This window comes from Granulicella tundricola MP5ACTX9, from assembly GCF_000178975.2.
GTDB lineage: Bacteria > Acidobacteriota > Terriglobia > Terriglobales > Acidobacteriaceae > Edaphobacter > Edaphobacter tundricola.
This window is the reverse complement of record NC_015064.1, coordinates 3,420,907-3,447,252: the sequence shown is the minus strand read 5'-3', so window position 1 is coordinate 3,447,252 and position 26,346 is coordinate 3,420,907. Positions and strand designations below refer to the sequence as shown.

The following is a 26,346-nucleotide window of genomic DNA, read 5'->3' as shown; positions in this document are numbered from 1 at the left end:
GGAACCCGAGGTGGGTTCCCTTTCGGAACGACCTCTGCAGGCGGGTTAGTTGGCTAGGGAGTAGTTGACGGTGATGGTGGTATCGACCTCAGTGGGTTCACCGTTGAGGAGGTAGGGTTTGTAGACCCATTGGCGGACCGCGTCGAGGGCGGAGGTTTGCAGCTCCTGGGGGCCGGAGATGACGGTGAGGTTTTCAATGGTGCCATCCTTGCCGATGATGGCGTGGAGCAGGACGGCACCCTGGATGTGGTCTTTCTTGGCTTGCTCCGGGTATTTGGGCTGTGATTTGGTCAGGATATTGCCGGCCATGACGCCGCCTGCGATTTTGGCGGTTCCGGCCTGGTTGCTGTCTTTTCCGTTGAGAGTGGACGTGGAGGTGGGGGTTGCCACGTTGAGCCTGAGTGCAAGGGCGGAGCCGCAGGTGGCGAGGGCGAAGGCGGTGCAGGCAGCGAGGATGAGGGTGCGGCGTGTGCCGGCGAGGGGCTTTGTTTTTTCGGTGAGTTTCATGATTCTCCTCTCGAAGATGTTGGCATCCAGGATTCCGATGGCGTGAGGTGCGCGGGCTGAGCGCCCTGTGATCAGGAGGGAGGCGAGCCGAAGAAGAGACTGTCCGTAAGGGGTTGGGCCGACAAGTTGTGCGGCGAGGTGGTCGCAGCTCATCTCGCGGGTCTCGATGAGGCGCTCGCGGGTGAGCCAGAGGATGGGGTGAAAGCTGATGAGGAGGGACGCGGCCTCGTACAGGAGGTTGAGGGCGAAGTCCTTGCGGTAGAGGTGGGCGCACTCGTGGGCCATCACGGCTTCAAGCTGCGGAAGGGGCAGGCTGGGGATCATGCCGGAGGGAAAGAGTACGACGGGACGGCGGAGGCCAAAGGTTACGGGGCCGAGGACGGTCAGGGATAGGGCAACGGTTGGGGCATTGGGTGTGATGAGGTTGAAATGACGGCAGCACTGCTGCCAGACTGCCTCCGCCTCCGGGGTGAGCAGGGTGGGGACGGCGGTACGGCGGAGATGGAGGACGGTGCCGGCTCTGCGGATGAGACGGATGAGGAAGAAGGCGATGGCGAGGGTGTAGAGGACGGCGATGCCGGTCAGGAGGCTGGTTGAGAGTGTGACGTTGCCGGCGGCGAGGCCCGGGCCAACGGTGACCGAGACCTGACCGGGGGCTGTGGGCCCGGCTTGGCTGAACCATGGGGCCAGGCTGGTGAGCCACTGAAACGATGCGAGGGAGAGCGCGGGCAGGAGGCTTTGGAGCAGGAGAGCGATGGCCCAGACGCGATGCTCGACCGTGGGGCCAAAGGGGCGGAGCGCAAGGGCTGCGAGCCAGGCGGCGGCGAAGAGGAACGGGAGCTGCCAGAGGGAGTTGAGGAGATAGCCGAGGAGGAAAGATTCGAAGGAGTTCATGGCTTGGCCTTCTTTGCAATGGTGGGATCGGGGTCGGCTTTGGCGTTGAAACGTTCGGTGATCTCGGTGAGGCGGTCCGCGTCAATCTGGCGATTCTTGAGGAGGCTCATGACGAGCTCTTCACTGGAGCCGTCGAACATGCGGTCGATGAGATCGCGGAGGCCCTGGCCGGAGGCTCGGGCCTGGGTGACGACGGGGTTGTAGAGGAAGGCGCGGCCTTCGCGGCGGCGTTCCAGCTTGCCTTTACGCTCCAGGATGTTGAGCATGGTCTGGACGGTGGTGTAGGCGAGGGGTGGGTCGAGCGCCTGCTGGACGGAGGCGACGTTGCTTTCGCCAAGGGTCCAGAGGGCCTGCATGATGCGGAGTTCGAGGCGGGTTAGGTTGGTTTGTGGGTCGTCCGGCATGTGAATCTCCTAAGTGATTAGGAGGTTAGGACGGGGGTGGGATATTTGTCAACCTAAAAATTTAGGAGTTGGGGTGGACGATGTTTGGGCGGGCGGGCAGCGGCTTTGAACGAGGGTGGGGTAGGTGGGGAGCTGCCCGGGGCTAAAGCCCGGATCATTTTGTGGCCTTTGACGGTGGGCTGAAGCCCACCTCTAATCCGAACGGCAACTGCAGATTCCCTTCGGGAATGACAAAGAAGGGGGCCGTGGCGACGTTCAGAGCAGTGTCGCTGGGGGGAATCAAATGGGGAAGTGTGTACGAAGGTTGAATTTCGACCTAGATATCCACTCTTGACGTGTGGGTGGCGAAGTTCTAGTCTCCAACCATTATCGGCACCCGATTGGTAACTCTCACCATCCCGGTCTCAGCCAAGGCGCACCGTTTCTGGTGTCGCCGTTTCAGCCTCTCCGTTTCATCCTCCCCACGCAATGCAAACCTCCAGGTAACAAGTCTGTCCAAGTCTCAGGGCTTTGCTGTCCTGCGGCATAAGGCAACCCAGCTTTCAACCCAGCGCCACCCTGACGGAGGTCAGAGAAACACTTGATCAAAAAAGCATTGGACATCACTCCCGGAATCGAGCCCCTTTATGGCACCCGCGATGAGAACTTGCGGTTGCTGGAGGACAGTCTTCACGTCTCGATCGATCTGCGTTCGGATGCGATCCACGTCAGCGGCGAAGAGGCGCAGGTGGGCCGCGTGGCGCAGATTTTTGCTGATTTCGACGCGCTGCGACGAGGCGGCGTGACGCTCCAGAACGGGGAGCTTCATGCGCTGCTGAAGCTGGTGGTGGCCGATCCGGCCTCGACTTTGCGTGGGCTTGTGGACTCCGGTAAGCAACGCAGCGCGGGGGTGAAGCGGATGGTGCAGCCGCGGTCGCCCAATCAGAAGAAGTATGTGGAGGCGATCGAGACCTCCGACATGACGTTTGGACTGGGGCCTGCGGGAACCGGTAAGACTTACCTGGCTGTGGCGATGGCGGTGAGTGCGCTGATGGCGAAGAAGGTTTCGCGTATTATTCTGGTCCGGCCGGCGGTTGAAGCTGGGGAGCGGCTCGGGTTTTTGCCGGGTTCGCTGCAGGAGAAGGTCGATCCGTATCTGCGGCCGCTTTATGACGCTTTGTACGACCTGCTTGATCAGGAGAAGGTGGACAAGCTGTTGGAGCGGAACGTCATTGAAGTGGCTCCGCTGGCGTTCATGCGCGGCCGTACGTTGAGCGATGCGTTCATCATCATGGACGAGGCGCAGAATACGACGCAGGAGCAGATGAAGATGTTCGTAACGCGGCTTGGGAACAACTCCAAGGCGGTGATTACGGGCGATCTGACGCAGACCGATCTGCCCAATCCGAAGAAGAGTGGACTACTGGAAGCGCTGAAGGTGCTGGACGGCGTGGAGGGCATCAAGTTCTGTCACTTTGAGGATGTGGACGTGGTTCGGCATCACCTGGTGCAGCGGATTGTGCGGGCTTACGACACGTATGGACGCGCGCAACTGCCGTTGCCGATTGGCGACGCGGGTGTGGCGGACGTGTCTGCGCTGGGCGTTGTGACTCCGTCGACCATGGCGAAGCCGCAGTAGATTGATAACGATGCGGTACGATGATGCACAGGGGCTCGAGATGGCCCCTGTGCTTTTTGTTCCAGAGTTTTGTTTTACCCCTGACCGATGATCAACATCGACCCTCCAAGTAGTTCCCTCGACGTCAGCTCTCTGAGTAAGTCCGGTCTGGCGCGTTTTTTGAACCGGGCGCGCGAAGCCGTCGGTCTGGACGGCGAGGTTGAGGTGTTGCTGACCTCCGACGTGGAGATCAAGCGGCTGAACAAGGCGTTTCGGGGCAAGAACAAGGCGACCGATGTGCTGAGCTTTCCGGCTCCTGAGGAGTTTGAAGGTGTGGCGGGGGATCTTGCTGTTTCGCTCGACACAGCGGCGAAGCAGGCGGCGGAGCATGGGCATGGGCTGCGGGATGAGGTGAGGATTCTGCTGCTGCATGGGTTGCTGCACCTGGCGGGTGAGGATCATGAGACCGACTCCGGCGAGATGGCGGCTCGAGAGGCTGAGCTGAGAAAAGAGCTTGGGCTGCCGGTGGGGTTGATTGAGCGAGTGACAGCCAAAGGCGGGAGGACTAAGCGATGAGCTTTGTTCTGCTTGCGGCGCTGCTGCTTGTTTTGGCGATGGCGGCCTATATTGACCGGGTGTATGGGGAGATGGGGAAGTTCCTGGCGCGGAACTATCAGGACAATATCGACTCGTGGGAGGAGCGGGTTGAGCCGAAGCTGAAGCTGGGGCGGGAGAGTGTGGCGCAGTCTGCGAGCGTGCTGCGGCAGCTCTCGCTGGCTGGGGTTTCGGTGATCTTCGGGATGCAGCTTCTGGCGACGTTGCTTGCTATCCCGGGGGCTGGGTGGAAACAGGTCGCCGTTACGTTGTTCGAGTTGGTGCTGGTGATCCTGATCTTCGACCGGCTGGTGCCGCAGGTTTTGTTTGCGCGGACGCGTGGGATCTGGGTGGTGAAGATCCGGTACGTGCTGCAGGCGCTGTTCTACCTGATCCTGCCGATTACGCTGCTGCTGGGACTGCTGCTTTCGATTGCGGCGCTGGCAGAGCCGGAGGATACGGAGGAGGAGGATCATCCGTCGGAGGCGATGGATGCGCTGCTCGAAGCGGGCGAGGAAGAGGGGATTCTGGAGGAGAGCGACCGCGAACTGGTGCGGTCGGTGGTGGAGTTTGGGGATAAGGTGGTGCGCGAGGTGATGACGCCTCGGCCAGAGATCTTTGCGGTGCCGGCTACGTTGACGCTGAAGGAGTTTACGGAGCTGCTGGAGCAGCATGTCTTCTCGCGTGTGCCGGTGTATCGGGAGTCTCTGGATCATGTGACGGGGATTGCGTTTGCGCACGATCTGCTGCAGATTACGGATGCGGATGCGGTGACGCGGACGATTGCGCAGATGCAGAGGCCGGCGGCGTTTGTGCCGGAGACGAAGATGGTGGCGGAGCTGCTGCGGGAGATGCAGAGCGAGAAGCAGCATATGCGGATCGTGATTGACGAGTATGGCGCGGTGGCGGGAATTGTGACGATCGAAGATCTGCTGGAGGCGATTGTGGGGAACATCGCTGACGAGCATGACGAGACCGAAGAGGACGACGCTCCGGTGCGTGAGGCGGATGGGGCGTACGCGGTTTCGGGTGGATTTGAGCTATCGCGGCTGCGGGATTTGTTTGCGGATCAGTTTACGGAGCGGGCTGAGGGGGCGGCTGCGCCGGACGATGAGGATGGGGAGGATGATCGTGACGAGCCGACGGCGGTGCGGCTGCCGGAGCATTATGAATCGACCACGATTGGCGGGCTGGTGAGCGAGATTGCGGGGCATATTCCGCTGCCGGGTGAGGTGGTGGAGGGCGACGGGCTGCGGTTGGAGGTGCTGGCGAGTACGGATCGGCGAATCGACCGGGTACGGGTTTCGTTGAGTGCGGTGGAAGCGCCTTAGTTGGGGGAAGGGGGCTGGACGTGGTCGAGAACCATGACGTCTACGGTGACTTTTTGAGGCTCGATTTTCAGGCCTAGCTCGCCTTGCAGGGTGGCGTTGATGACGGCGGCTGCGTCGGGTCGTTCACCGTTTTCTTCGGTGGGTACGTAGTGGGTGAAGTCGATCTTGAAGTCATATTTGCCGGGCAGGCCGGATTGATCGACAGTGGGTTTTTCGAGGACGCCTGCGATGAAATCGGTGAAGTCATGCATTGTGAGGGACCTTGCCGTCATGCCGTTGACGGAGTTCTGGCGGAAGGATTCTTCTTCGACGGCTACGGGGTGGAGCTTGGTGCCGTTTTTCGCGGGCAGCAGGGCGAAGCCGCGGAGCTCCTTTTTTTCCTGGTGGAAGGTGAGCTTGAAGCGGTCGGCGAGGAGGGCGCGCATCATGAGTCTGGTCTGGGCTTCGGTGGCTGGGGCGTCGGAGCGGGCCTCGATGTCGAAGTGATCGGACTCGATCCATGGGGGGCCTGAGACCTGGCTGCGCTGGACACCGTAGGCCCACTTGATGCAGGTGCTGACGGTGACGTCGCGCATGTGGAGTGCGCCGGGCGTGAGTTTGGTGGAGCCATCGCGCTCAAACTCTACGGGGATGGTGGTGGGGCGGATGGAGGCTACGGCGAAGGTCTGGGCTCGGGCTGCGAGGGGGGCGAGCAGGACGAGGGTAAGGATGATGTTGCGCATGGGGGCTTGTACGGGGATTTGCGGGATCTGGTTCCGTAAGGGCAACGGCAAGTGCGCCCTGGCGCCGGGCGGGCGGTGCTTCGCACGGTTTTGGACGCTTCGCGTGTTTTACAGCGCATAATTGTAGGATGGCTTTTCGTTCGGGATTTGTATCGATTATTGGCCGGCCCAACGCCGGTAAGTCCACCTTGCTCAACGCGCTGCTGGGGCAGAAGCTCGCGATTGTGACGCATAAACCCCAGACCACGCGGACACGCATTCATGGCGTGCTGGAAGTTCCAGCGAAGAAGAAGACGAAGGTGGGGGCGATCGAGACGGCCGGGCATCCGGCGGCGCAGATCGTGCTGGTGGATACGCCGGGGATTCATAAGCCGGATACGCAACTGGATAAACGCATGATGCAGGAGGTGCATGACGCGCTGGAGTCGCGGAATGCGGTGCTGTTTATCGTGGACGTGACGCACCGGCTGCCGGTGGCGGAGGTCCCGGGGGAGAAGCCGAAGATTACGGGGCGCATGACGCTGAGCGCGGCGGAGGATGACTTTTCACTGCAACTGGTGAAGAAGCTGGACTGCCCGGTGATCCTGCTGCTGAACAAGATCGACCAGATCTCGCCCGCGGAGATTATGCCGCTGATTGCGCATTGGTCCGGGCTGTACAAGTTTGCGGAGATCATCCCGGTTTCTGCACGGAAGAAGATCAACCTGGATCTGCTGCTGGATAAGGTGGTGGCGCATCTGCCGGAGGGGCAGAGGTACTTCCCGAAGGAGCAGTTGACGGATCAGCCGGAGCGGTTCCTGGTGGCGGAGCTGATTCGGGAGAAGATTCTGCTGCTGACGGGCGAGGAGGTTCCTTACTCGACCGCGGTGGTGATCGAGCGGTTTGAGGAGCCGAAGTCCTTGAAGAAGCTGGCGGATGGGCGGCTGCCGGTGACGAAGATTGCAGCGGCTATCTTCTGCGAGCGGACGGGGCAGAAGGCGATCCTGATCGGCAAGCAGGGGGCGATGCTGAAGGAGATTGGGTCAGCGGCGCGGAAGGATATTGAAGGGCTGCTGGGAACCCGGGTGTTTCTGGAGCTGTTTGTGAAGGTGCAGGAGGAGTGGCGGTCCAAGCCCGGGTTCATCGAGGACCTGGACTGGCGGCGGCAGATGGAAGAGCTGGCGAAGAAGCAGGCCGGCGAGGAGTAGGCCGCTTCAGGCGCGGGGGTTAGCGGAGGCTGGCTCCGCCCTCCTGCCACTCGTAGAGGACGATGCCGAGGTCGTTGATGGTCTTCATGGCGACCTCCATGTTGCGGCGGACCTCAGGTTTGGCTGCGGCGGGGATGTCGTGGGCCTCCTCTACGGCGATGACACGGCCGTAGGGCCACGCGGTCGTGGGGACGGCGTTGAGGGCGGCGGCGAGGTCCGAGGTGCGGACGTTGAGGTCCTGGCGGCGGGCTCCCACGGGACGGAGTAGGCCGCCGTTGCCGAACTGGCTGGGGTTGGCGTCCGCGATGGTGACGTGGAGGGTGACCATCTGGCCCTGGATGGTGAGGTAGGGGTTCTCCCACGAGGTGAGGGTCTTGACGGCCATGTAGCGGGTCTTGCTGGGGGGCGGGATCTCGTCGAGCTGCTGGCGGATGTCGTTGAACTGCGCGCGCTGCTCGGCGGTGGCGTTGGGGGCCGAGGAGGCGTCGGGGATGGAGCGGCAGCCGGTGAGGAGGGGAAGCAGGGCCAGGGGGAGAAGAAACGATGTGGGGCGCACAGAATATAGGATAACGGGAAAAGGGACTGGGGGGTACGTAAAAGGGCCCAGGGATTAGAAAGTGCGTTAGCGGCCGGTCCAGGTGGGGGGGCGCTTGGCCAGGAAGGCGGCGGTGCCCTCTTTTTTGTCTTCTGTGGCGCTGAGTCGGCCGAAGAGGTGTGCTTCGAGGGCCAAGGCTTTGTTTAGGGGAAGATCCGCGCCTTGGTGGACGGCTTCGAGGCAGGCTTGTACGGCTAATGGGGCCTGGGCTGCGATCTTTTTAGCCAAGGCTAAGGCGGCTGGCAGGAGGTTAGCAGGGGGGTGAATATCGTCGACCAGGCCGAGACGTAGAGCTTCCGGGGCGGGAATCATGTCGCCGGTCAGAAGCAGTTTGAGGGCGGCGCTGGGGCCGATGAGGCGGGGAAGGCGCTGGCTGCCGCCGTAGCCGGGGAGGAGGCCTAGTTTGACCTCGGGCTGGCCGATGCGGGCGGTCTCTGAGGCTAGGCGGAGGGTACATGCAAGGGCGAGTTCGCAGCCGCCGCCCAGGGCGAAGCCGTTGATGGCGGCGATGACGGGCTTGCCGCAGGTTTCGATGTGGGTGAAGACGGCCTGGCCGCGAAGGGCGAGGGTCTCGCCGGTGGTGGCGTCGGTCTGGGCGAGTTCTGAGATGTCGGCTCCCGCTGCGAAGGCTTTTTCGCCCGCGCCGGTCAGGATGATGGCTCTTATCTCTGCATTGCTGGAGAGGGTGGTGATGGCCGCGTCGAGGTCGGTGAAGAGCTGGGCGTTGAGGGCGTTTAATACCTGCGGGCGGTTCAGGGTGATGGTGGCTATGGCTTCTTCGACTTCCAGGAGGAGGGTTTCGTAGGGCATGGGTGCTCCGTTATGAGTACGTGGAGATTCTACTTTCTTACCCTAACCGCGATGAGACTGCGGTCTGAGGATGGGGCACCCGGATTTGATCGATATCCCGGACTGCCGGATCGTGATGGTTGGGGCGATACAATCTAGGGATGATCAAGGGAATGACAGTGGTGCGGGCGGTTGGCGCGTCCGAGGAGTTTGTACGGCTTTCTGAGCTGTTCGCGGCGCTTGGGTTTGAGGCAGGTAAGGGGTGGGAGGATGACGGCGGCAAGGGAGCCGCGTTTCTCGCGCCGGTTGGCAATCTGGAGCTGGTGACGGGGCGTATGCCGGGCTCGCCGGAGATGCTGATCGAGGTTTCGGAGCTCGATCATGTTCACGCGGCTGTGACGAAGTGGATGGATGGGAAGGCGGGACTATCCGGTGTTGAGGCCACGCACTGGAACTCGCGGATGTTTACGGTGCACCTGGGCACGGGTCTGACGCTGGGGTTCTGGCAGTCGGAGAATCCGCTGCATGGCGTTGTGCCGGCGGTTGAGGGGGACCTCTCTGCCGTGGGGATGAAGTTTGCGATCGTGACGACGCGGTGGAATACCGTGATCACGAATCGGCTGCTGCAGGGGTCGCTTGATTGCTTGTACCGGAGTGGTGCCAAACGCGAGGATGTCACCGTGGTGCGGGTGCCGGGGGCGTGGGAGATTCCGAATGCGGCTCGGACGCTGGCTGAATCCGGCAAGCATGATGCGATTGTGACGCTGGGCTGTCTGCTGCGCGGCGAGACGGCGCACTATGAGGCGATCTACAACGAGGTGGCTCGGGGGATTGGGCAGTCGCAGCAGGAGACCGGCGTGCCGCACGCGTTTGGCGTGCTGACGTGCGAGACGCTGGAGCAGGCGCTGGACCGGGCTGGGTTGAAGGCGGGAAATAAGGGATTCGAGGCTGCTTCGGCGGCGATTGAGATGGTCAGTATTCAGAGGAAGTTGAAGGGTGGAGCGTAGTGGGTACAAGGCGTAAGAGCAGGGAGTTGACGATGCAGATGCTGTTTCAGGGGGACCTGGGCAAGCAGACGCCGGAGCAGGTGACGAAGCTGTTCTGGAGCTCGGTGACGGATGTGGATGAGGAGACGCGTGGGTTTGCGGAGGATCTTTACCGGATTGCGACGAGCCGGGGGACGGAGATCGACGCGCTGATCGAGGAGCATAGCCAGAACTGGCGGCTGGAGCGGATGCCGGTGGTTGATCGGAACCTGCTCCGGTCTGCGATTGCGGAGATGCTGGGCTTTCCGAAGACTCCTCATGCGATTGTGATCAATGAGAGTTTGGAGGTGGCGAGGCGGTATGCGGCTCCAGAGTCGATCCACTTTTTGAATGGGGTTCTGGATGCGGTTGCCAGGGATTTGTTGAAGGCTCGGTTGGGGTGAGGGTAGTGATTAGTTCTCAGTGATCCGTTTTCAGTAAAGGCAACTGCAGGTTCCTCCGCTGCGCTGCGGAATGACATATAAAGATGCGAATGACCAGCAACAGAAAGGCCCTCCATGCGGAGGGCCTTTCTGTTGCTGATGGAGCTGTTCTGGTTAGCTGGTCGCCTTGCGTGGGCGCTGGACCAGGAGGTTGGGGGTGGCGATGCCGGATCCGGTGATGGCAGGCAGGGCGGGGTTGAGCGGGGCTACCGTGTCAGAGAAGCCGGTGGTGTTGCGGGTCAACTGGTGGACCAGATTGTCGCCCGTGGTGCCGATGTAAGCGGTCTGGTTGTCCGTGCTGATGACGCCGGCGACGGGTGCGATGGGAGCGACAGCGGTGGTCTTCTGCAGGGCGATGTTGGTGAGGGTGGAGGTTCCGGGGACGTACTGCGGAACGACCGCTCCTGTGCCGGTGTAGGTGAAGAGCGCGTAGGTGGAGTCCGTGGTGGGGATGACGCCGGTGATGGCGGTTGGGACGGCGGTGGTGAAGGCCAAGGACTTGGTGCTGTGGGTGAAGACCTGGGCTGAAGCGCCGGGTTGTGGGCAGGCAGCGGGTACGACCTGGCCGGCGGTTGTGGTCGTACTGGGGAGGGTGATGGTGAAGTCGGTCAGGCGCGGGGTTGCGGCTGAGGTTGCGCCGATCATGTGCTTGCCGTCGGTGGTGGCGGTGAGGAGATCGGTGGTGGCTGCGTCGGCGTCAGACTGGGGGTAGTAGGTGTTGGTGACGATCTGGGAGCCGACGGCTCCGGAGACGGTGCCGACGGGGCAGGCGCTGACAGCCTCTGTGGTGGCTCCGGCGAGGTACGCGCCCTGCTGGGGGATGGTGATGGCGACGTCCGAGGCGACGGGCGAGATGTTCTTTGCGGTCCAGCCGTTGAAGGTGGAGTAGACGAGGAGACGGCTGTCGTTGGTGGTGATGTAGACGGTCTGGCTGTCAGGGGTCCACTGGGCACGGGTGGCCACGCCACCGTACTCGGTGGAGATGGCTCCGGCGGAGGTGTAGAGGTAGACGAGCTTGCGGACGGGGTCCGTGATGACGGCGGTGCCGCTATCGGGCGAGACGGAGATAACCGTGCCGGAGATGGTGGTGTCTTCCTTGAGGAGCTGGTTGGTTGCGGTGCTGAAGGTCATGATCTCGTTGGGCGTGCCCATGTAGATGGTGGAGAGATCGGTGCTCAGGACCAATGAGTTAGGCGCGTAAGGGAGGCGCACAGGCGCGTTCTGGAGGGCGGCGGTGAAGTCGTACGCCTGAATGAACTGGGAGTTGGTGCTGGCGACGTAAAGGACGGTGCTGTTGCCGGTGCCGGTGGCGTTAATGCGGACAGGGTTGGAGGTAACGGCACTGCCGTTACCGAAGAGGCCAATCTGCTGGATGGGCGAGCTGTTGCAGGTGGGAGGTTGGCAGACGGCGGTGACGGAGGCTGCGCCGTTGTAAGTGGGGGTCACGATACCGCCGGCGACGGGGACGGTGATGGGCGTGGTGGATTCATACTCCAGGGCGACGTTATTGATCTTCACGCCGTTCGTGTCGGTAACGGTTGCGACGAGGTCCTGCTGGATGTTCTGGGCGACGGTGATGGGAGCGGTCGGCACCGTGGTGGAGCCGGCTGGTGTAAGGACGATGGATGCCGGGGGGCAGGTGGCGAAGAAGCCTGCGGTGGAGGAGGAGTTGGAGATGTTGGCGTTGATGATGGTGGATCCGGGGGCCTGAGCGGTGGCGAGGCCGTTGGGATCTATGGTGACGACCGCGGTGTTCTGGGCGGAGAAGGTGAGCGGGCCGACCTGGCAACTGATGTTGTTGGCCGGGTTGGTGATGTCCGTACCCTGATAGGTGCGGGCAGTGAGCTGGCCGGCGGAGCCCTGCGAGAAGCAGGCGTTGCCGGTGTAAGCGGCGACGGCGGTGGGCACGCCGGTGATGCAGGTGGCCGCGACATTGGTGTTGATGCAGTTGCTGGCGGGGTCCGTCGTGCAGTTCACGGAGGGAGCGCCGAGGACGATGCTGGTGACGACGGGGTGGACGAAGACGGGGATGGAGTTCGAGACCGCGCCCTGGGCGCTGGCGGTAATCGTGGCGATGCCGCTTCCGCCGTTGCCGGTGCAGGTGGTGAAGTCCGGGACGCCGCCGCCAGTGTTGCGGTTCCAGACGCCGGCGCAGAGACGGCCGTTGGTGGGCTCAATGTCTACGAGGTTGAGGTTGGAGGAGCCGTAGGTAAAGGCTGTGACCGAGACGGAGCTGCTCTTGCAGTCCTTGGCGGTGGCGCCGCTGACGGAGCCGATCTGGCTCTCGTTGAGCGAGATGCCGGTGAGGCGGGGCTCAAGGTCAATGGTGGTTACCTGACCGATGACCGGGCCGGAGTCATTGCCGTCACAATACGTGACGACGGTTTTCTTTGAGCAGCCGGAGACTGAGACACCGAACGGGATAGCAAAGAGAAGAAGGACGGCCAACGAAACCAAACGACGCATGAAACCTCCCCGAATCCGCCGCGGGCGCAGGATGGGCGCGTGCCGGGCGAAGACGGTCGAACAAATTGCAGGGAATTTCCCAACCCTGAGTCTAAAAGCTCGCCCGAGCATAAGCAAATGCGACCGGACGCAGAACAGGCCGTCGTATGCAGGAAGCGGTCCTGTATAGACGGCCCATGGGGCAAAACGGTGTTTACGAAGCGTTATTTAGCAGGCATATTTTCTGCAAACCAGGCTACCTCGCGAGCTTCGAGGTCGCGAATGTGGGCCGGGTCGCGGAAGCCGTGGCCTTCGTTGGGGAAGACGACAAGCTGGGTTTTGACGCCTTCGGCGCGGAGAGCGTGCCAGAACTCGAAGGACTGGGGGGCGGGGCATTCGCCGTCACGATCTCCGACGACGACGAGGGTGGGGGTGGTGACCTGCTTGATGTACTCGATGGCAGAGGATTTGGCGTAGACGGCGGGATCATCGTATACGGTGTGGCCGAAGAAGGGGACCATCCACTGGTCGATGGAGTTTTCTCCATAGTAAGACTTCCAGTCTGAGATTCCCGCGCCGGCGACCGCAGCCTTGAAGCGATGGGTCTGGGTGACACCGAACATGGTCATGAAGCCGCCGTAGCTCCAACCCATGAGGCCTTCGCGGGATTTATCGATGGAGACCTTCTTTTCAATAGCATCCATGCCGGAGGTGATGTCGCGGAGGTCTCCATAGCCGAAGTCCTTGATGTTGGCGGCGGTGAACTTCTCACCCTGGCCGAAGGAGCCGCGGGGATTAGGCGAGAAGACGAAGTATCCGAGTTGTGCCCAGACGGAGCCTCCAAACGATGCTCCGGACGAGGCGGAGGGGCCGCCGTGGACGGTGACGATGAGCGGATACTTCTTGCTGGCGTCGTAGCTGGCGGGGTAGGTGAGCCAGCCCTGGACGCGGAAGCCTTCGTTCTCCCACTCGACGGACTCAGTGTGGGCTCCGGGCTTGGCTCCATCGTTGAGGTGGGTGATTTGCTTTTCGGCGTTGAAGGGACCGGCCCAGATCTCTGGGGCCAGGTCATGACCGGCCTTGGTGAAGGCCAGGGTGCCGTTGGTGGAGACGCTGATGGCATTCTTGATGGAGCCGCCGCCGATGGAGGTCTCGCCGAGATCCTGGGTGGCGTCCTGCTTGCGGGTGGAGACGGTGTAGTCGGTGAGCAGGGTATGGCCGCTGCGGTCTTCCACGAAGCCGATGCTGTCGTTACCGGTCCAGGAGAGGAAGGTGGGGGTGCCGTCGATGTTGGGGGTGATGTCGGTGGCTTCGCCGCCCTTGGCGTCGACGACCCAGACATCTCCGCCGGTGGAGCCTTGGTCGCTCATGAGGCCGCCGATGAAGGCGATGTGCTTGCCGTCAGGGGACCAGCGGGGGACGGCGATCTGGAGGCCGTGGAGGGCGGATTTGCTGGTGTTGGGGTCGAATACGCCGCGGGGTTGGGCGGGGACGTCGTTCTGGCCCATCTTGATGGGGGCGGCATAAAGCTGGGCGACCCACCAGTTGTTCTCGCCGGGTGCGTCTGCGGCGATGTAGGTGATTTCCTTGGAGGAAGGGGAGTAGCCGAACTCATAGACGTGCAAAGTGAGCGGGGACTGGAAGGAGCCTTTGCCGGTGGCGACGTCTACGGCGTAGATGCGCTGGACTTCCACGCCGTCCTCTCCAATGACGCCGGCCCAGGGCTTCATCGCGGCGAGTGCGCCGGCGGAGCGGGAGGCGTCCTGGACGAAGAGGAAGGCGAGGGATTTGCCGTCCGGCGCCCAGGCGACCTCCTGGAAGAGGCCGTTGAGGTGGGTGAGCTGCTTGGATTCGCCGGTGGCGCGGGAGTAGAGGAAGATCTGGTCCTGGCCGGGTTTGTCCTGGCTGGTCGTGCAGGAGGAGGTGTAGGCGAGCCACTGGCTATCGGGGGACCAGACGGGGGAGTAGTTGCCGCAGGTGGTAGAGGAACCGGGGGAGACCAGCTTTTCCTTGGCGGGGTCAGGGTTGACGGCGGAGGTCAGGTGGATGGGGCTGCCTTCGCTGCGGAGGGTGTAGGCGAGGGTGGAGGCGTCGGGCGAGATGGCGACCTGTCCGGGGGCCTTGGCGCGGCCCATCTGCGAGTGGATGGTGGCGAGGCGGGGATCAGGATGCGCGAGCGGGGTCATGAGGGCGGGGGTGCCGGACTGGGCGAAGGCGGAGAGGGCCAGGGCAGGGAGTGCGCCTGCGAGGAAGCGGTAAAAAGTCATGGAATAGAAGCTACCACGGGGTGGGCCGGGAGGCTGTGGGATTTCGTATATCAGCCTTCGTGGATTTTGAAGGCGGAAAAGCTGATTTGGTCCGCGGAATTGTTGACTTTGTGCGGGGTGCTTGTTACCTTTGAAAGGTTGCAATCGCAAGCGGAAGTTTCGTCCGCGTCGGCATCGACTGATGACGGGGATTGCGATAGAGTTGTACAAGAGCTTTACCGCAGGCCTCGGCAGGATGGAGGCGGTTTGTATGCGGCCCTTCGCAATCGTGCCTGCGCCACCCTCCGCCCCAGAGTTCTGGGACCCAATGCGGATGGGCTATGCGGGCCGGAACAGCGAAACGGAGCTGGCTGCGACTCCTTACCTCTGGGTTGAAGTTGCAAGCTCGGTCACCGTCGACTGTATTTCGTCTGAATAGATGTACAGACGTACACAGCAGGGACAATCTTCGCGCGAGGCGCTTCAGCGTCCTCATTTTTTCGCGTGTGGTGCGTTTTCTGCCGCGTGCGCATAAGTTTGGATTCACCGTGTACTTCAAGGAGCTTTACCGTGCCTACGTTTCATCAGCTCGTCAAGCAGGGCCGTACCCCGACCCGCTATAAGACTGCAAGCCCCGCACTCCAGGGCTCACCACAGCGCCGCGGCGTCTGCACTCGCGTTTACACTCAGACCCCCAAGAAGCCGAACTCCGCGCTGCGTAAAGTAGCCCGTGTTCGTTTGACCAACGGCATTGAAGTCACCACGTACATCCCGGGCATCGGCCACAACCTGCAGGAGCACTCGATTGTGCTCATCCGCGGCGGTCGTGTGAAGGATCTGCCGGGTGTTCGCTACCACGTTGTGCGTGGGACGCTGGACTCGGTTGGCGTGGCCAAGCGTATGCAGAGCCGCTCCAAGTATGGCGCGAAGCGTCCGAAGGCTGCCGCCGGCAAGTAACTCAGGTTTGCGGTGCGCGGAGGAGAAACAGGTTCCTCCGCTTCGCTGCGGAATGACAAGAAGAGTTTCACTAAGTTCAGCGGCTTGAGAAATCAACGGCCCTGAAGGAAGAAGAGAAGAGCAATGCCGAGAAAAGGCTATATCGCCAAGCGTGAAGTTGCACCGGACCCGATCTACGGTTCCACGCTCGTTACCAAGTTTGTGAACTCGATGATGTGGGGCGGCAAGAAGTCGACCGCGCAGGGCATCTTCTACACCGCCATGACCAACCTGGAGCAGAAGGGTGGAGATGAGGCGCTGAAGCTGTTCAAGAAGGCGATCGAGAACTGCAAGCCGTTGCTCGAAGTCAAGAGCCGGCGTGTGGGTGGTGCGAACTACCAGGTGCCGATCGAAGTTCTTCCCGAGCGCCGCACGTCGCTCGCGATCCGTTGGCTGGTCACGTATGGCCGCGCCCGCGGTGAGAAGGGCATGGTCGACAAGTTGACCGCTGAGTTGCTCGATGCGGCCAACGGCCGTGGCGCTGCGATGAAGAAGAAGGAAGACGTTCACCGCATGGCTGAGGCGAACAAGGCTTTCGCTCACTATCGCTGGTAGTTGCAAGGAGTAGGGAGCAGGCAGTCGGGGTCAACCCCGCTGCCTGATTTCCAGGTTCAGGCTTGAAGGTTTACCGCAGCGGAAGCTGCAGAGAAGAGATACGACCGTGGCACGCACTATACCTCTGAATCGTTGCCGGAATATCGGAATCATGGCGCACATTGACGCCGGTAAAACAACGACGACCGAGCGCATTCTTTTCTATACGGGCATCACGCACCGTATCGGCGAAGTGCACGAGGGGACTGCGACGATGGACTGGATGGAGCAGGAGCAGGAGCGCGGCATTACGATCACGTCCGCCGCAACAACCTGCACCTGGAAGAACCAGCGCATCAACATCATCGACACGCCTGGCCACGTAGACTTCACGGCCGAGGTGGAGCGTTCGCTCCGCGTGCTCGACGGTGCGGTTGCCTGCTTCGACGCGGTTGCCGGTGTGCAGCCTCAGTCTGAGACCGTATGGCGTCAGGCCGACAAGTACAAGGTTCCCCGGATCTGCTTCATCAACAAGATGGACAAGGCCGGCGCGGATGCCGTGTATGCGACGTCGACGATCGTCGACCGTCTGGGTGCGCGTGCGATTCCGATCAACATTCAGATTGGCGCCGAGGCGAAGTTCCTGGGCGTGATCGACCTGGTCACGATGAAGGCGATCCTGTGGCACGACGAGACGATGGGCGCGGAGTACTCGGTTGAAGAGATTCCGGCTGCCTTGCTTGAGACCGCACAGAAGGCTCGCGCTGTCCTGATCGAGGCTGTTGCCGACTCCGACGACGAGATCATGAACCTGTATCTCGAAGGTGAAGAGCCGACCGAGGCCCAGCTCAAGACGGGTATCCGCAAGGCGACCATCGCGATGAACATCTTCCCGGTGCTCTGCGGTTCTTCATTCAAGAACAAGGGCGTGCAGACGCTGCTCGATGCGGTTGTCGACTACCTGCCGAGCCCGCTGGACATTCCTCCGATGATCGGGCACAACCCCGACAACATGGAGCAGGAGATCATCCGCAAGGCTGACGATTCCGAGCCGCTTTCGGCTCTCGGCTTCAAGATCATGACCGACCCGTTCGTCGGCCAGTTGATCTTCATCCGTATCTACTCGGGTGTGTTGAAGACCGGCGATACGACGCTGAATCCGCGTACGGGCAAGACCGAGCGTATCGGCCGCCTGCTCAAGATGCACGCGAACAAGCGCGAAGAGATCACGGAGATCATGGCCGGCGATATCTGCGCTGCAGTCGGACTCAAGAACCTGATCACCGGCGATACGATCTGTTCTGAGAAGAACCCGGTTGTGCTCGAATCGATCGACTTCCCGAAGCCGGTTATCGAGGTTGCGGTAGAGCCGAAGACCAAGGCCGATCAGGAAAAGATGGGCGTTGCCCTCGCCAAGCTGGCGCAGGAAGACCCTACCTTCAACGTTCGTACGGACGTGGATTCGGGTCAGACGATCATCGCCGGAATGGGCGAGCTTCACCTTGAGATCATCGTGGATCGCATGATGCGCGAGTACAAGGTCGAGGCCAACGTCGGCAAGCCGCAGGTGAACTACCGCGAGACGATCCGCGGCAACGCCGATGCGGAAGGCAAGTACATCCGGCAGACGGGTGGTTCGGGTAACTACGGCCACGCCAAGATCCGCCTCTCGCCGAACGAGCCGGGCAAGGGTTACGAGTTCTCGAACGACACCAAGGGCGGCACGATTCCCAAGGAGTACATCAAGCCGATCGACCAGGGTATCCAGGAAGCCATGCAGGGCGGCGTCCTGGCCGGGTACGAGATGGTGGACATCAAGGTTTCGCTCTACGACGGCAGCTACCACGACGTCGACTCGAACGAAATGGCGTTCAAGATCGCCGGTTCGATGGCCTTCAAGGAAGCCGCACGCAAGGCCAAGCCGGTTCTGCTGGAGCCTGTGATGGCAGTCGAAGTGACCGTGCCCGAAGATTACATGGGTACGATCATCGGCGACCTGAACAGCCGCCGCGGGCGTATCGAGGGCATGGAGATGGTCGGCAACACCCAGGCGATTCGCGCCAGTGTGCCGCTTTCGACGATGTTCGGTTATGCCACGCACATGCGCGGCGCAACCCAGGGACGTGCGAACTACTCGATGCAGTTCAAGCAGTACGAAGAAGCGCCACGGTCCGTCAGCGAAGAGATTATTGCCAAGGTCCAGGGTAAGGACTCGAAGTAAGCGCAACAACAAAAGATTTTGTTAAGGAGATTCTGTTATGGGCAAGGAAAAGTTTGACCGGTCTAAACCTCACGTCAACATCGGCACTGTGGGTCACATCGACCATGGCAAGACCACGCTGACGGCTGCGATCACGAAGGTTCTGTCCAAGCACAACCCGAACAACACGTTCCGTTCGTTCGACACGATCGACAACGCACCGGAAGAGCGTGAGCGCGGTATCACGATCGCGACCTCGCACGTCGAGTACGAGACGGCGAACCGTCACTACGCGCACGTCGACTGCCCGGGCCACGCCGACTACATCAAGAACATGATCACCGGAGCCGCGCAGATGGACGGCGCGATCCTGGTGGTTGCCGCGACCGACGGCCCGATGCCCCAGACCAAGGAGCACGTTCTGCTCGCGCGTCAGGTTGGCGTTCCGTACATCGTCGTGTTCCTGAACAAGTGCGATGCCGTTGAAGACGAAGAGCTCATCGAGCTGGTTGAGATGGAAGTTCGCGAGCTTCTGTCGAAGTACGACTACCCCGGCGACGACACCCCGATCATCCGTGGTTCGGCTCTGGGCGCGCTCAACGGCGAGCCTCAGTGGGAGGCGAAGATCGACGAGCTCATGGCTGCTGTCGACCAGTACATCCCCCAGCCCGAGCGTGCGATCAACCTGCCGTTCCTGATGCCTATCGAGGATATCTTCTCGATCTCGGGTCGTGGAACTGTGGTCACGGGTCGTATCGAGCGCGGTAAGGTCAAGGTTGGCGAAGCATGCGAGATCGTCGGCTTTGGCGACACGCAGGCTACGGTCTGCACCGGCGTCGAGATGTTCAAGAAGCAGCTGGACGAAGGTCTGGCCGGCGACAACGCGGGTCTCCTGCTCCGCGGCGTTGCCAAGGAAGCGGTTCAGCGCGGCATGGTTCTGGCCAAGCCGGGTTCGATCAAGCCGCACACCGAGTTCAAGGGCGAGGTTTACGTTCTGAGCAAGGAAGAAGGCGGACGTCACACTCCGTTCTTCAACGGCTACCGCCCCCAGTTCTACTTCCGTACCACGGACGTAACGGGTTCGGCCAAGCTGCCGGAGGGCACCGAGATGTGCATGCCTGGAGATAACATCCAGCTTGAGATCACGCTGCACACGCCGGTCGCCATGGAGAAGGGTCTGCGCTTCGCCATCCGTGAGGGTGGAAGGACCGTAGGCGCTGGAACGATCTCGGAGATCATCAAGTAGTTGAAGGCAGTTCAAGAATAACGAGGGCCGCCGGTTGGTCGAGAAGTTGATCTCCGGCGGACTACTCCAAACGATCTTTGTAGCGAGAAAAGAGAAACACCATGGCAGGACAGAGAATCAGAATTCGCCTGAAGGCTTATGACTACCGCGTACTTGATACGTCCACCGGTGAGATCGTCGAGACGGCAAAGCGTACCGGAGCCCAGGTTGCGGGTCCCATTCCGCTCCCCACGATGAAGAACAAGTACTGCGTTTTGCGTTCGCCCCACGTCGACAAGAAGTCGCGCGAGGCCTTCGAGATCCGCACGCACAAGCGTCTGATCGACATCCTCGAGCCCACGCAGCAGACGGTCGATGCGTTGATGAAGCTTGACCTGCCCGCAGGCGTCGACGTCGAGATCAAGACGGTTCAGAAGTAAACTAAGTTTTGTAACAAAGTTGGTCCGGCAGTGCCCAGAGGGCATGATGAGGAAAGGAAAAGCAATATGTCAGTCGTTGGAATTCTCGGTAAGAAAATCGGTATGACGCAGATCTTCGATGAGCGCGGTGATGTTCACCCGGTCACGGTTCTGAAGGCGGGTCCCTGCGTAATCACGCAGCTCAAGACCATGGCGAAGGATGGCTACGACGCGGCACAGATCGGCTATGTCGATTTCGTGAAGGCTTCGAAGGTCACCAAGGCGATGAACGGTCACTTCGCGAAGGCGAATGTTCCCCCGGTCCGCATGATCAAGGAAGTCGCGATCCAGAAGGCGTCTGCAGAGGATGCAGAGGTTAAGGCCGGCGATCGTATCCTGGTCGACATCTTTGAGAACGAGCGCTTTGTCGATGTCATCGGCACCTCGAAGGGACGCGGCTTTGCCGGCGTCATTCGTCGCCACGGCTTCGGCGGCGGACCCAAGTCACACGGTCACATGTTCCAGGTGCAGGGCTCGATCGGTGCGTCTTCGTTCCCGTCGCGTGTATTTCCTGGTCAGCGTATGCCGGGTCACATGGGCGATGCACAGATCACGGTTCGCAACCTCCGCATTCGCGCCATCGACGTTGAGGATAACCTTATCCTCGTCGAGGGTGCGGTCCCCGGAGCGCGTGATGGTTATGTGCTGATCTCGAAGGCGAAGGCTCCGCCGCGTGAGCGTCGTGGATTCGCCGGTGCGGCCACGAAGGACGCGCTGAAGGCTTCCAAGAAGGCTGCTCCTTCCAAAAAGAAGTAGTTCGTAAAGATCAACAATGGCTTGCAGCTTGAGCCGTAAACAACGTTAGGGCCCGGGGCATCGACCCCGGGCAAGAAGAGAGATCAAGATGGCAAACATCAATGTAGTGAATCTCGGTGGCGAGAAGGTCGGGGAGTTCGATCTCCTGGACGAAGTCTTCAACGCCGAGATCAACGACGCGCTGCTCTGGGAGGCTGTGAAGCACTACCGCGCAGCCATGCGCCAGGGAACGGCCGCCACCAAGGTTCGCAAGAACGTCTCCGGTTCGGGTAAGAAGCTGTGGAAGCAGAAGGGCACAGGCCGCGCCCGCGTCGGTTCTATCCGTACACCCATCTGGCGCGGCGGCGGTACGGTCCACGGACCTCAGCCCCGCTCCTACGACTACCAGTTCCCCAAGAAGAAGCTGATGGGCGCGCTGCGTTCGGCTATCTCGGCCAAGATCCAGGACGGCAAGTTCACCATCGTCGACTCGTTCGAGGTTCCCGAGGCGAAGACCAAGCTGTACCGCCAGGCGCTGACTAAGCTCGAGACGGGCAAGACGACGCTTCTGGTTGAGTCCAGCCGCAAGCTCGAGGAGAAGCTTTACCTCGGCAGCCGCAATCTGCAGGGCGTTGAGCTGGTTCTCTCGTCCGAGGTCCACCCCTACGACCTCCTTCGCTACGAGCACGCCGTGTTCTCGAAGGATGCGATCGAAGCGATCCAGGAGACCTTGAAGAAGGCTATCTCCAAGCGCCAGCACGCAGCCAATGCTGAGAAGGAGGTTGCATAATGCCTACCCTCTATACTGTTATTCGTCGGCCTCTCATCACTGAGAAGGGCATGACCGTCAAAGAGACGCAGAACACCCTGGTGTTCGAGGTTGCGCTCAAGGCTACCAAGACCGAAGTCAAGCAGGCTGTTGAGAGCTTGTTCAAGGTCAAGGTCAACGGTGTTCGCACCGCTACGGTTGAAGGCAAGGAACGCCGCCGCGGCAAGTTCGCCGGCTACCGCCCCGACTGGAAGAAGGCTTATGTCCGTCTGCAAGAGGGCGAGAAGATGCCTGAGTACCTCAACAGCATTTAGTGCAGTGACGCTGCAGTTGTTATGCAGTGGAACAGCAGTGAAGATTCAGTAAGTACGAGTTACCTAACTGGCGGGTTCCGGCTTGAGAAATAGCCGGAACCGACGAGCCAGGAGAATGGAATTACGATGCCGATTAAATCATTTCGCCCCATCACACCGACGCTGCGCTTCCAGACGAAGCTCGTCAATGATGATCTGACGACGGACAAGCCGCATAAGCCTTTGCTTGCCGTCAAGCCTCGCACCGGTGGACGTAACAACACCGGTGGGATGAAGATCCGCCACCAGGGCGGCGGTCACAAACAGAAGCTTCGCTTGATCGACTTCAAGCGTGAGAAGTTCGGTATCCCGGGCACTGTCGCGACGATCGAGTACGATCCGAACCGCAGCTCGCGCATCGCGCTGATCCACTACGCAGACGGTGAGAAGCGTTACATCATTCAGCCAGTCGGCCTCAAGGTTGGACAGAAGATCATGAGCGGTCCAGACGCCGATATTCTCGTCGGCAACGCCCTGCCCCTGCGCCTGATCCCCACCGGTACGATCGTTCACAACATCGAGCTTCGTCCTGGTAAGGGCGCGCAGATGGCCCGCTCGGCTGGCGCTCAGGTCAACCTGATCGCAAAGGAAGGCGACTACGCCCTCCTGAAGCTGCCGTCTTCTGAGACGCGCCGCGTGCTCGTCGATTGCATGGCAACCATCGGCCAGGTAGGCAATACGGATCATGAGAATGTCACGATCGGTAAGGCCGGCCGTAACCGCTGGAAGGGCATCCGTCCTGCCAACCGTGGAGTCTCGATGAACCCTGTCGATCACCCGCACGGTGGTGGTGAAGGTAAGACTTCAGGCGGACGTCACCCCGTTACCCCCTGGGGCCAGCCGACGCGTGGATACAAGACCCGCAATAACAAGCGGACGGATGTATTCATCGTCAATCGTCGCCAGAAGTAATTGGATTTTTGTTGTTAGGGAAGTAAAGCTACACCAAGTCCAACGGGCGTACTTGCGGAAGACGGCAAAAGGCGCCCAGCGGATTCGTCGTATTCAGCCTGTAACAGATGGAGTTTCAGCATGTCACGTTCTACGAAAAAGGGTCCGTTTATTGACGCGCACCTGATGAACAAGATCACGGTGATGAACCAGACGAATGACAAGAAAGTCATTCGCACCTGGAGCCGCCGTTCCACTATCTTTCCTGACTTCGTTGGCCACACGGTAGCGGTCCACAACGGCCGCAAGTTCATTCCGGTGTATGTGACCGAGAACATGGTCGGACACAAGCTGGGCGAGTTCTCCGCGACGCGTACCTTCAAGGGTCACTCCGCGAAGACCGAAAGCTCCGCCAAGCCGCGCTAACTGCGGGCTTCGAGCAGAGAATCCAGCACGTCCGCTGCACAAGTAACAGCCGTATACGAGTTTGAAGGAAGATCATCATGGCGAAGTCAGAAGTAAAGATTCAAGAGTTCCGCGCTGAGGCAAAGTTCCAGCGCACCAGTCCGCAGAAGGCGAAGCTGGTCCTTGACATGATCAAGGGTCTGCGCGTCGAGCAGGCGATCAACACCATTCACTTCAGCACCAAGCGCATGGCGCCGGTGGTCGAGAAGGTACTGCGTTCCGCGATTCAGAACGCCAGCTACGTCTCCGACGAGAAGGGTCTGGATGTCGACGTCGATAACCTTTACGTCCGTACCGCGATTGCGAATGAAGGTCCTCGCATGAAGCGCATCCGCCCTGCTCCAATGGGCCGTGCGTTCCGCTACCAGCGTCGTCTTTGTCACATCATCGTGACCGTGGCTGAGAAGGGCAAGACGATCGAGGCGAAGGCCCCGGTGGTTCCCGAGACCAAGGCTGCGGGCAAGCCGAAGAAGGCTGCGACGAAGACCGCTGCCAAGAAGGCTCCGGCCAAGAAGGCTGCTGCCAAGAAGACCGCCAAAGCGTAGTTGCGAGCCCTGTTCGATTGGACAGAACCGCATTTGACGATAAACTAGAGTGTCGCAACATTATGCCGCCGGCTCAACCGGCCGGCTGGGAAGAGTAAAGGGAAGCTATGGGACAGAAAGTCCATCCGTATGGGTTTCGCCTCGGCATCAACAAGCCGTGGAAGTCGCGTTGGTTTGTAGAGCGTGGCTATGACAAGTTGCTGGTCGAGGACGTGAAGCTTAAGGCTGAACTCCGCGAGAAGCTCAAGGCTGCCGGCGTCAGCTCGGTTGAAGTCGAGCGTCCAGGCAACAAGCTGCGTCTGATCATCCGCACCGCGCGTCCGGGCATCATCATCGGCCGTAAGGGCGCAGAGATCGATAAGCTCAAGGCCGATATTCAGAAGCGCACCTCGCGCGAGGTCTTCATCGACATCCTCGAGGTCAACAAGCCTGAGCTCGATGCTCAGCTCGTCAGCGAGAACATCGCACTGCAGCTCGAGAAGCGCGTCAGCTTCCGCCGCGCCATGCGCAAGTCGGTTGATTCGGCTCTGCGTTTCGGTTGCAAGGGCATCAAGGTCCGCGTATCGGGCCGCTTGAACGGTAACGAGATTGCCCGTTCTGAGTGGTATCTCCAGGGCCGCCTGCCGCTGCACACGCTTCGCGCCGATATCGACTACGGCTTCTCTGAAGCGCACACCACCTACGGGATCATCGGCGTGAAGACCTGGGTCTACCGCGGCGATATCTACGAGCAGCGCAAGCGCCGCGATCAGGGTGCTTCGACGACCGCAACCGCCGGGGCATTCCAGGCTTAAGCAAAGTAAAAGACAAGGGCCAAGGCCTTTGTTCAGAGGATTTATATGCTCAGTCCCAAGAAGGTTAAATACCGCAAGCAACAGCGCGGACGCATGAAGGGCAAGGCCTGGCGCGGTTCGGATATCTCGTTCGGCGACTTCGGTCTCAAGGTAATGGAGTGCGGTTACATTACGGATCGCCAGATTGAGGCGAGCCGTATTGCAATGACGCGTTTCATCAAGCGTGGCGGCAAGGTCTGGCTGCGCATCTTCCCCGATAAGCCGATCACGAAGAAGCCAGCCGAAACCCGTATGGGTAAGGGTAAGGGCGCTCCGGATCATTGGGTTTGCGTCGTCCGTCCCGGCCGTATTCTCTTCGAGATGGAAGGCGTCACGCCTGAACTCGCGAAAGAGGCCATGCGTCTCGCTGCCCACAAACTTCCCCTCAAAACCAGCTTCGTCATGCGTCACGACGTGAAGGCAACCGTAGCTGCCAAGTAGTCCCTGCAATGCCGTTCAGGCAAGAAAGTAGATTCGTCATGGAACTTGAAAAGATCCGTACTCAGAGTGAAGAAGAGCTGAAGGCGACGCAGACCACCGCGGCCGAGCAGCTCTTCCGCCTGCGTTTCCAGAAGAGCCTCGGAAACCAGGAAGGCATCAAGAAGCTCCGCGTGCTGAAGCTCGATATCGCCCGCGCCAAAACCGTTCTTCGCGAGCGTGAGATCGAAGCCGAGAAGAAGGCCAACCCGGTCGTCAAGAACGAAGCCCCGGCGAAGAGCACGCGTACAGAGCGTAAGAAAGCGAAGGCATAACCATGGCAGATATCCAGAACACCCCCGCGACCACTGCACCGGCAACGACGGAGCAGGCTGCAACGCGCCGCAACGAGAAGGTCGGCATCGTGGTTTCGACCAAGATGCAGAAGACCATCGTGGTTGAGATCGAGATGCGCAAGGCGCACCCGAAGTACAAGCGCGTCATGAAGTCCAACAAGAAGTTCTACGCGCATGATGAGCAGAACTCAGCCCGCGTGGGCGATGTGGTTCGCATCCGCGAGGCACGTCCGCTCTCCAAGCTGAAGCGCTGGTCTCTCGAAGAGATCGTTCGCCGTTCCTCCCTGTCGGAGCCGGCTGCAGCCAAGACCGACACCGCCGTGGCCGCCAAGTAAGCATTAGCCAGGTAACAGCAAGATTCGGCCGAGGATTCGGCGAACATTCAGGAGATTCATCATGTCCGTACAAATGCGTACCATGCTCGAAGTTGCCGATAACTCCGGCGCCCGTAAGCTGCAGGTCATCCTGCCGCTGGGCGGCGGACTCGGCAAGAAGGCGGGCCTGGGCGACGTCGTCACCGCAGCCGTCAAGGAAGCATCCCCAGACGGCACCGTCAAGAAGGGTAAGGTCGTCAAGGCCGTCATCGTTCGCACCCGCAAGGAGTATCGCCGCCGCGATGGCACGTACATCCGCTTCGATTCGAATGCGGCTGTTGTCGTCAACGACGGTATGGAGCCCGTGGGAACCCGCGTCTTCGGACCGGTCGCACGCGAGCTTCGCGAGAAGAAGTTCCTTAAGATCGTCTCGCTTGCCCCTGAAGTTATCTAGT

30 protein-coding genes are annotated in these 26,346 nt (G+C 60.8%); 23 read left to right on the top strand and 7 right to left on the bottom strand.

Annotated elements, in window-relative coordinates; translation table 11 throughout:
* Window positions 1-45 precede the first annotated feature (45 nt).
* Both ACIX9_RS26990 and ACIX9_RS14835 read right to left on the bottom strand, forming a co-directional pair.
* A complete protein-coding gene (locus tag ACIX9_RS26990) occupies window positions 46-1,401 on the bottom strand; it encodes a M56 family metallopeptidase (protein ID WP_013581311.1) in 1,356 nt (451 codons plus the stop codon).
* Window positions 1,398-1,805: a BlaI/MecI/CopY family transcriptional regulator gene (locus tag ACIX9_RS14835; protein ID WP_013581310.1), complete on the bottom strand. Its 408-nt coding sequence runs from the start codon at window positions 1,803-1,805 to the stop codon at window positions 1,398-1,400. Before ACIX9_RS14835 ends, ACIX9_RS26990 begins: the two co-directional genes overlap by 4 nt.
* A 580-nt stretch (window positions 1,806-2,385) precedes the next feature.
* Between ACIX9_RS14835 and ACIX9_RS14830 the strand changes: the two genes are divergently transcribed.
* The 3 genes from ACIX9_RS14830 to ACIX9_RS14820 all read left to right on the top strand — a co-directional run bounded on the left by ACIX9_RS14830 (window position 2,386) and on the right by ACIX9_RS14820 (window position 5,327).
* Window positions 2,386-3,423, top strand: a complete 1,038-nt coding sequence (locus ACIX9_RS14830) for a PhoH family protein (protein ID WP_013581309.1) — start codon at window positions 2,386-2,388, stop codon at window positions 3,421-3,423.
* Window positions 3,424-3,510: 87 nt separating this feature from the next.
* A complete protein-coding gene (gene ybeY, locus ACIX9_RS14825; RefSeq protein WP_013581308.1) occupies window positions 3,511-3,978 on the top strand; it encodes an rRNA maturation RNase YbeY in 468 nt (155 codons plus the stop codon).
* Window positions 3,975-5,327 carry a hemolysin family protein gene (locus ACIX9_RS14820; protein WP_013581307.1) on the top strand — a complete coding sequence of 451 codons (1,353 nt, stop codon included), beginning with the start codon at window positions 3,975-3,977 and terminating at the stop codon, window positions 5,325-5,327. The genes ybeY and ACIX9_RS14820 overlap by 4 nt, the downstream gene beginning before the upstream one ends.
* Here ACIX9_RS14820 and ACIX9_RS14815 read toward each other — a convergent pair.
* A complete protein-coding gene (locus tag ACIX9_RS14815) occupies window positions 5,324-6,049 on the bottom strand; it encodes a TIGR03435 family protein (RefSeq protein WP_013581306.1) in 726 nt (241 codons plus the stop codon). The two genes, ACIX9_RS14820 and ACIX9_RS14815, sit on opposite strands and share 4 nt — an antisense overlap.
* 128 nt (window positions 6,050-6,177) lie before the next feature.
* Between ACIX9_RS14815 and era the strand changes: the two genes are divergently transcribed.
* Entirely contained in the window at window positions 6,178-7,236 is a 1,059-nt protein-coding gene (era, locus tag ACIX9_RS14810) for a GTPase Era (RefSeq protein WP_013581305.1), read from the top strand.
* A gap of 19 nt (window positions 7,237-7,255) precedes the next feature.
* Here era and ACIX9_RS14805 read toward each other — a convergent pair whose 3' ends face one another.
* The gene (locus ACIX9_RS14805; protein WP_013581304.1) at window positions 7,256-7,792 is read right to left on the bottom strand and encodes a hypothetical protein; all 537 of its coding nucleotides are present in this window, start codon (window positions 7,790-7,792) and stop codon (window positions 7,256-7,258) included.
* Between the two features lie 66 nt (window positions 7,793-7,858).
* Window positions 7,859-8,641: an enoyl-CoA hydratase-related protein gene (locus ACIX9_RS14800; RefSeq protein ID WP_013581303.1), complete on the bottom strand. Its 783-nt coding sequence runs from the start codon at window positions 8,639-8,641 to the stop codon at window positions 7,859-7,861.
* A 140-nt stretch (window positions 8,642-8,781) separates the two neighbouring features.
* Here ACIX9_RS14800 and ribH point away from each other — a divergent pair, with 140 nt between their 5' ends.
* Both ribH and nusB read left to right on the top strand, forming a co-directional pair.
* Window positions 8,782-9,627, top strand: a complete 846-nt coding sequence (gene ribH, locus ACIX9_RS24860; protein ID WP_157477591.1) for a 6,7-dimethyl-8-ribityllumazine synthase — start codon at window positions 8,782-8,784, stop codon at window positions 9,625-9,627.
* A complete protein-coding gene (gene nusB / locus ACIX9_RS14790) occupies window positions 9,627-10,049 on the top strand; it encodes a transcription antitermination factor NusB (protein ID WP_013581301.1) in 423 nt (140 codons plus the stop codon). The genes ribH and nusB overlap by 1 nt, the downstream gene beginning before the upstream one ends.
* A 153-nt stretch (window positions 10,050-10,202) precedes the next feature.
* On the opposite strand, the gene ACIX9_RS14785 is transcribed toward nusB, so the two are convergent.
* Window positions 10,203-12,554, bottom strand: coding sequence for a hypothetical protein (locus ACIX9_RS14785; protein WP_013581300.1), 2,352 nt, complete (start codon window positions 12,552-12,554; stop codon window positions 10,203-10,205).
* Between the two features lie 203 nt (window positions 12,555-12,757).
* Window positions 12,758-14,800 carry a S9 family peptidase gene (locus ACIX9_RS14780; RefSeq protein ID WP_013581299.1) on the bottom strand — a complete coding sequence of 681 codons (2,043 nt, stop codon included), beginning with the start codon at window positions 14,798-14,800 and terminating at the stop codon, window positions 12,758-12,760.
* Window positions 14,801-15,050: 250 nt separating this feature from the next.
* Between ACIX9_RS14780 and ACIX9_RS14775 the strand changes: the two genes are divergently transcribed.
* From ACIX9_RS14775 to rplN, 17 genes are all read left to right on the top strand, one after another.
* Window positions 15,051-15,218 carry a hypothetical protein gene (locus tag ACIX9_RS14775; RefSeq protein ID WP_157477589.1) on the top strand — a complete coding sequence of 56 codons (168 nt, stop codon included), beginning with the start codon at window positions 15,051-15,053 and terminating at the stop codon, window positions 15,216-15,218.
* Window positions 15,219-15,349: 131 nt separating this feature from the next.
* A complete protein-coding gene (gene rpsL / locus ACIX9_RS14770) occupies window positions 15,350-15,736 on the top strand; it encodes a 30S ribosomal protein S12 (RefSeq protein ID WP_013581297.1) in 387 nt (128 codons plus the stop codon).
* Window positions 15,737-15,859: 123 nt separating this feature from the next.
* Entirely contained in the window at window positions 15,860-16,330 is a 471-nt protein-coding gene (rpsG, locus tag ACIX9_RS14765) for a 30S ribosomal protein S7 (RefSeq protein ID WP_013581296.1), read from the top strand.
* 106 nt (window positions 16,331-16,436) lie between these two features.
* Complete coding sequence (gene fusA / locus ACIX9_RS14760) at window positions 16,437-18,530, top strand: elongation factor G (protein ID WP_013581295.1); 2,094 nt, start codon at window positions 16,437-16,439, stop codon at window positions 18,528-18,530.
* 37 nt (window positions 18,531-18,567) lie between these two features.
* Window positions 18,568-19,755, top strand: a complete 1,188-nt coding sequence (gene tuf / locus ACIX9_RS14755) for an elongation factor Tu (RefSeq protein ID WP_013579308.1) — start codon at window positions 18,568-18,570, stop codon at window positions 19,753-19,755.
* 101 nt (window positions 19,756-19,856) lie between these two features.
* Window positions 19,857-20,174 carry a 30S ribosomal protein S10 gene (gene rpsJ / locus ACIX9_RS14750; RefSeq protein WP_013581294.1) on the top strand — a complete coding sequence of 106 codons (318 nt, stop codon included), beginning with the start codon at window positions 19,857-19,859 and terminating at the stop codon, window positions 20,172-20,174.
* Between the two features lie 66 nt (window positions 20,175-20,240).
* The gene (gene rplC / locus ACIX9_RS14745) at window positions 20,241-20,969 is read left to right on the top strand and encodes a 50S ribosomal protein L3 (protein WP_013581293.1); all 729 of its coding nucleotides are present in this window, start codon (window positions 20,241-20,243) and stop codon (window positions 20,967-20,969) included.
* Window positions 20,970-21,057: 88 nt separating this feature from the next.
* A complete protein-coding gene (rplD, locus tag ACIX9_RS14740; RefSeq protein WP_013581292.1) occupies window positions 21,058-21,738 on the top strand; it encodes a 50S ribosomal protein L4 in 681 nt (226 codons plus the stop codon).
* The gene (locus tag ACIX9_RS14735; protein WP_013581291.1) at window positions 21,738-22,031 is read left to right on the top strand and encodes a 50S ribosomal protein L23; all 294 of its coding nucleotides are present in this window, start codon (window positions 21,738-21,740) and stop codon (window positions 22,029-22,031) included. The genes rplD and ACIX9_RS14735 overlap by 1 nt, the downstream gene beginning before the upstream one ends.
* A 126-nt stretch (window positions 22,032-22,157) precedes the next feature.
* On the top strand, window positions 22,158-22,982 hold the full coding sequence (gene rplB / locus ACIX9_RS14730) for a 50S ribosomal protein L2 (RefSeq protein WP_013581290.1): 825 nt from the start codon (window positions 22,158-22,160) through the stop codon (window positions 22,980-22,982).
* Between the two features lie 120 nt (window positions 22,983-23,102).
* A complete protein-coding gene (gene rpsS, locus ACIX9_RS14725) occupies window positions 23,103-23,387 on the top strand; it encodes a 30S ribosomal protein S19 (protein ID WP_013581289.1) in 285 nt (94 codons plus the stop codon).
* A gap of 77 nt (window positions 23,388-23,464) precedes the next feature.
* A complete protein-coding gene (gene rplV, locus ACIX9_RS14720; protein ID WP_013581288.1) occupies window positions 23,465-23,971 on the top strand; it encodes a 50S ribosomal protein L22 in 507 nt (168 codons plus the stop codon).
* 107 nt (window positions 23,972-24,078) lie between these two features.
* Window positions 24,079-24,765, top strand: coding sequence for a 30S ribosomal protein S3 (gene rpsC / locus ACIX9_RS14715; RefSeq protein ID WP_013581287.1), 687 nt, complete (start codon window positions 24,079-24,081; stop codon window positions 24,763-24,765).
* 45 nt (window positions 24,766-24,810) lie between these two features.
* Window positions 24,811-25,245 carry a 50S ribosomal protein L16 gene (gene rplP, locus ACIX9_RS14710; protein WP_013581286.1) on the top strand — a complete coding sequence of 145 codons (435 nt, stop codon included), beginning with the start codon at window positions 24,811-24,813 and terminating at the stop codon, window positions 25,243-25,245.
* 38 nt (window positions 25,246-25,283) lie between these two features.
* Window positions 25,284-25,556: a 50S ribosomal protein L29 gene (rpmC, locus tag ACIX9_RS14705; RefSeq protein WP_013581285.1), complete on the top strand. Its 273-nt coding sequence runs from the start codon at window positions 25,284-25,286 to the stop codon at window positions 25,554-25,556.
* A gap of 2 nt (window positions 25,557-25,558) precedes the next feature.
* Window positions 25,559-25,912 (top strand): 30S ribosomal protein S17, encoded by a 354-nt coding sequence (gene rpsQ, locus ACIX9_RS14700; protein ID WP_013581284.1) that lies wholly within the window; start codon window positions 25,559-25,561, stop codon window positions 25,910-25,912.
* A gap of 61 nt (window positions 25,913-25,973) precedes the next feature.
* Window positions 25,974-26,345 carry a 50S ribosomal protein L14 gene (gene rplN, locus ACIX9_RS14695; protein ID WP_013581283.1) on the top strand — a complete coding sequence of 124 codons (372 nt, stop codon included), beginning with the start codon at window positions 25,974-25,976 and terminating at the stop codon, window positions 26,343-26,345.
* The last annotated feature ends 1 nt before the right edge of the window (window position 26,346 follow it).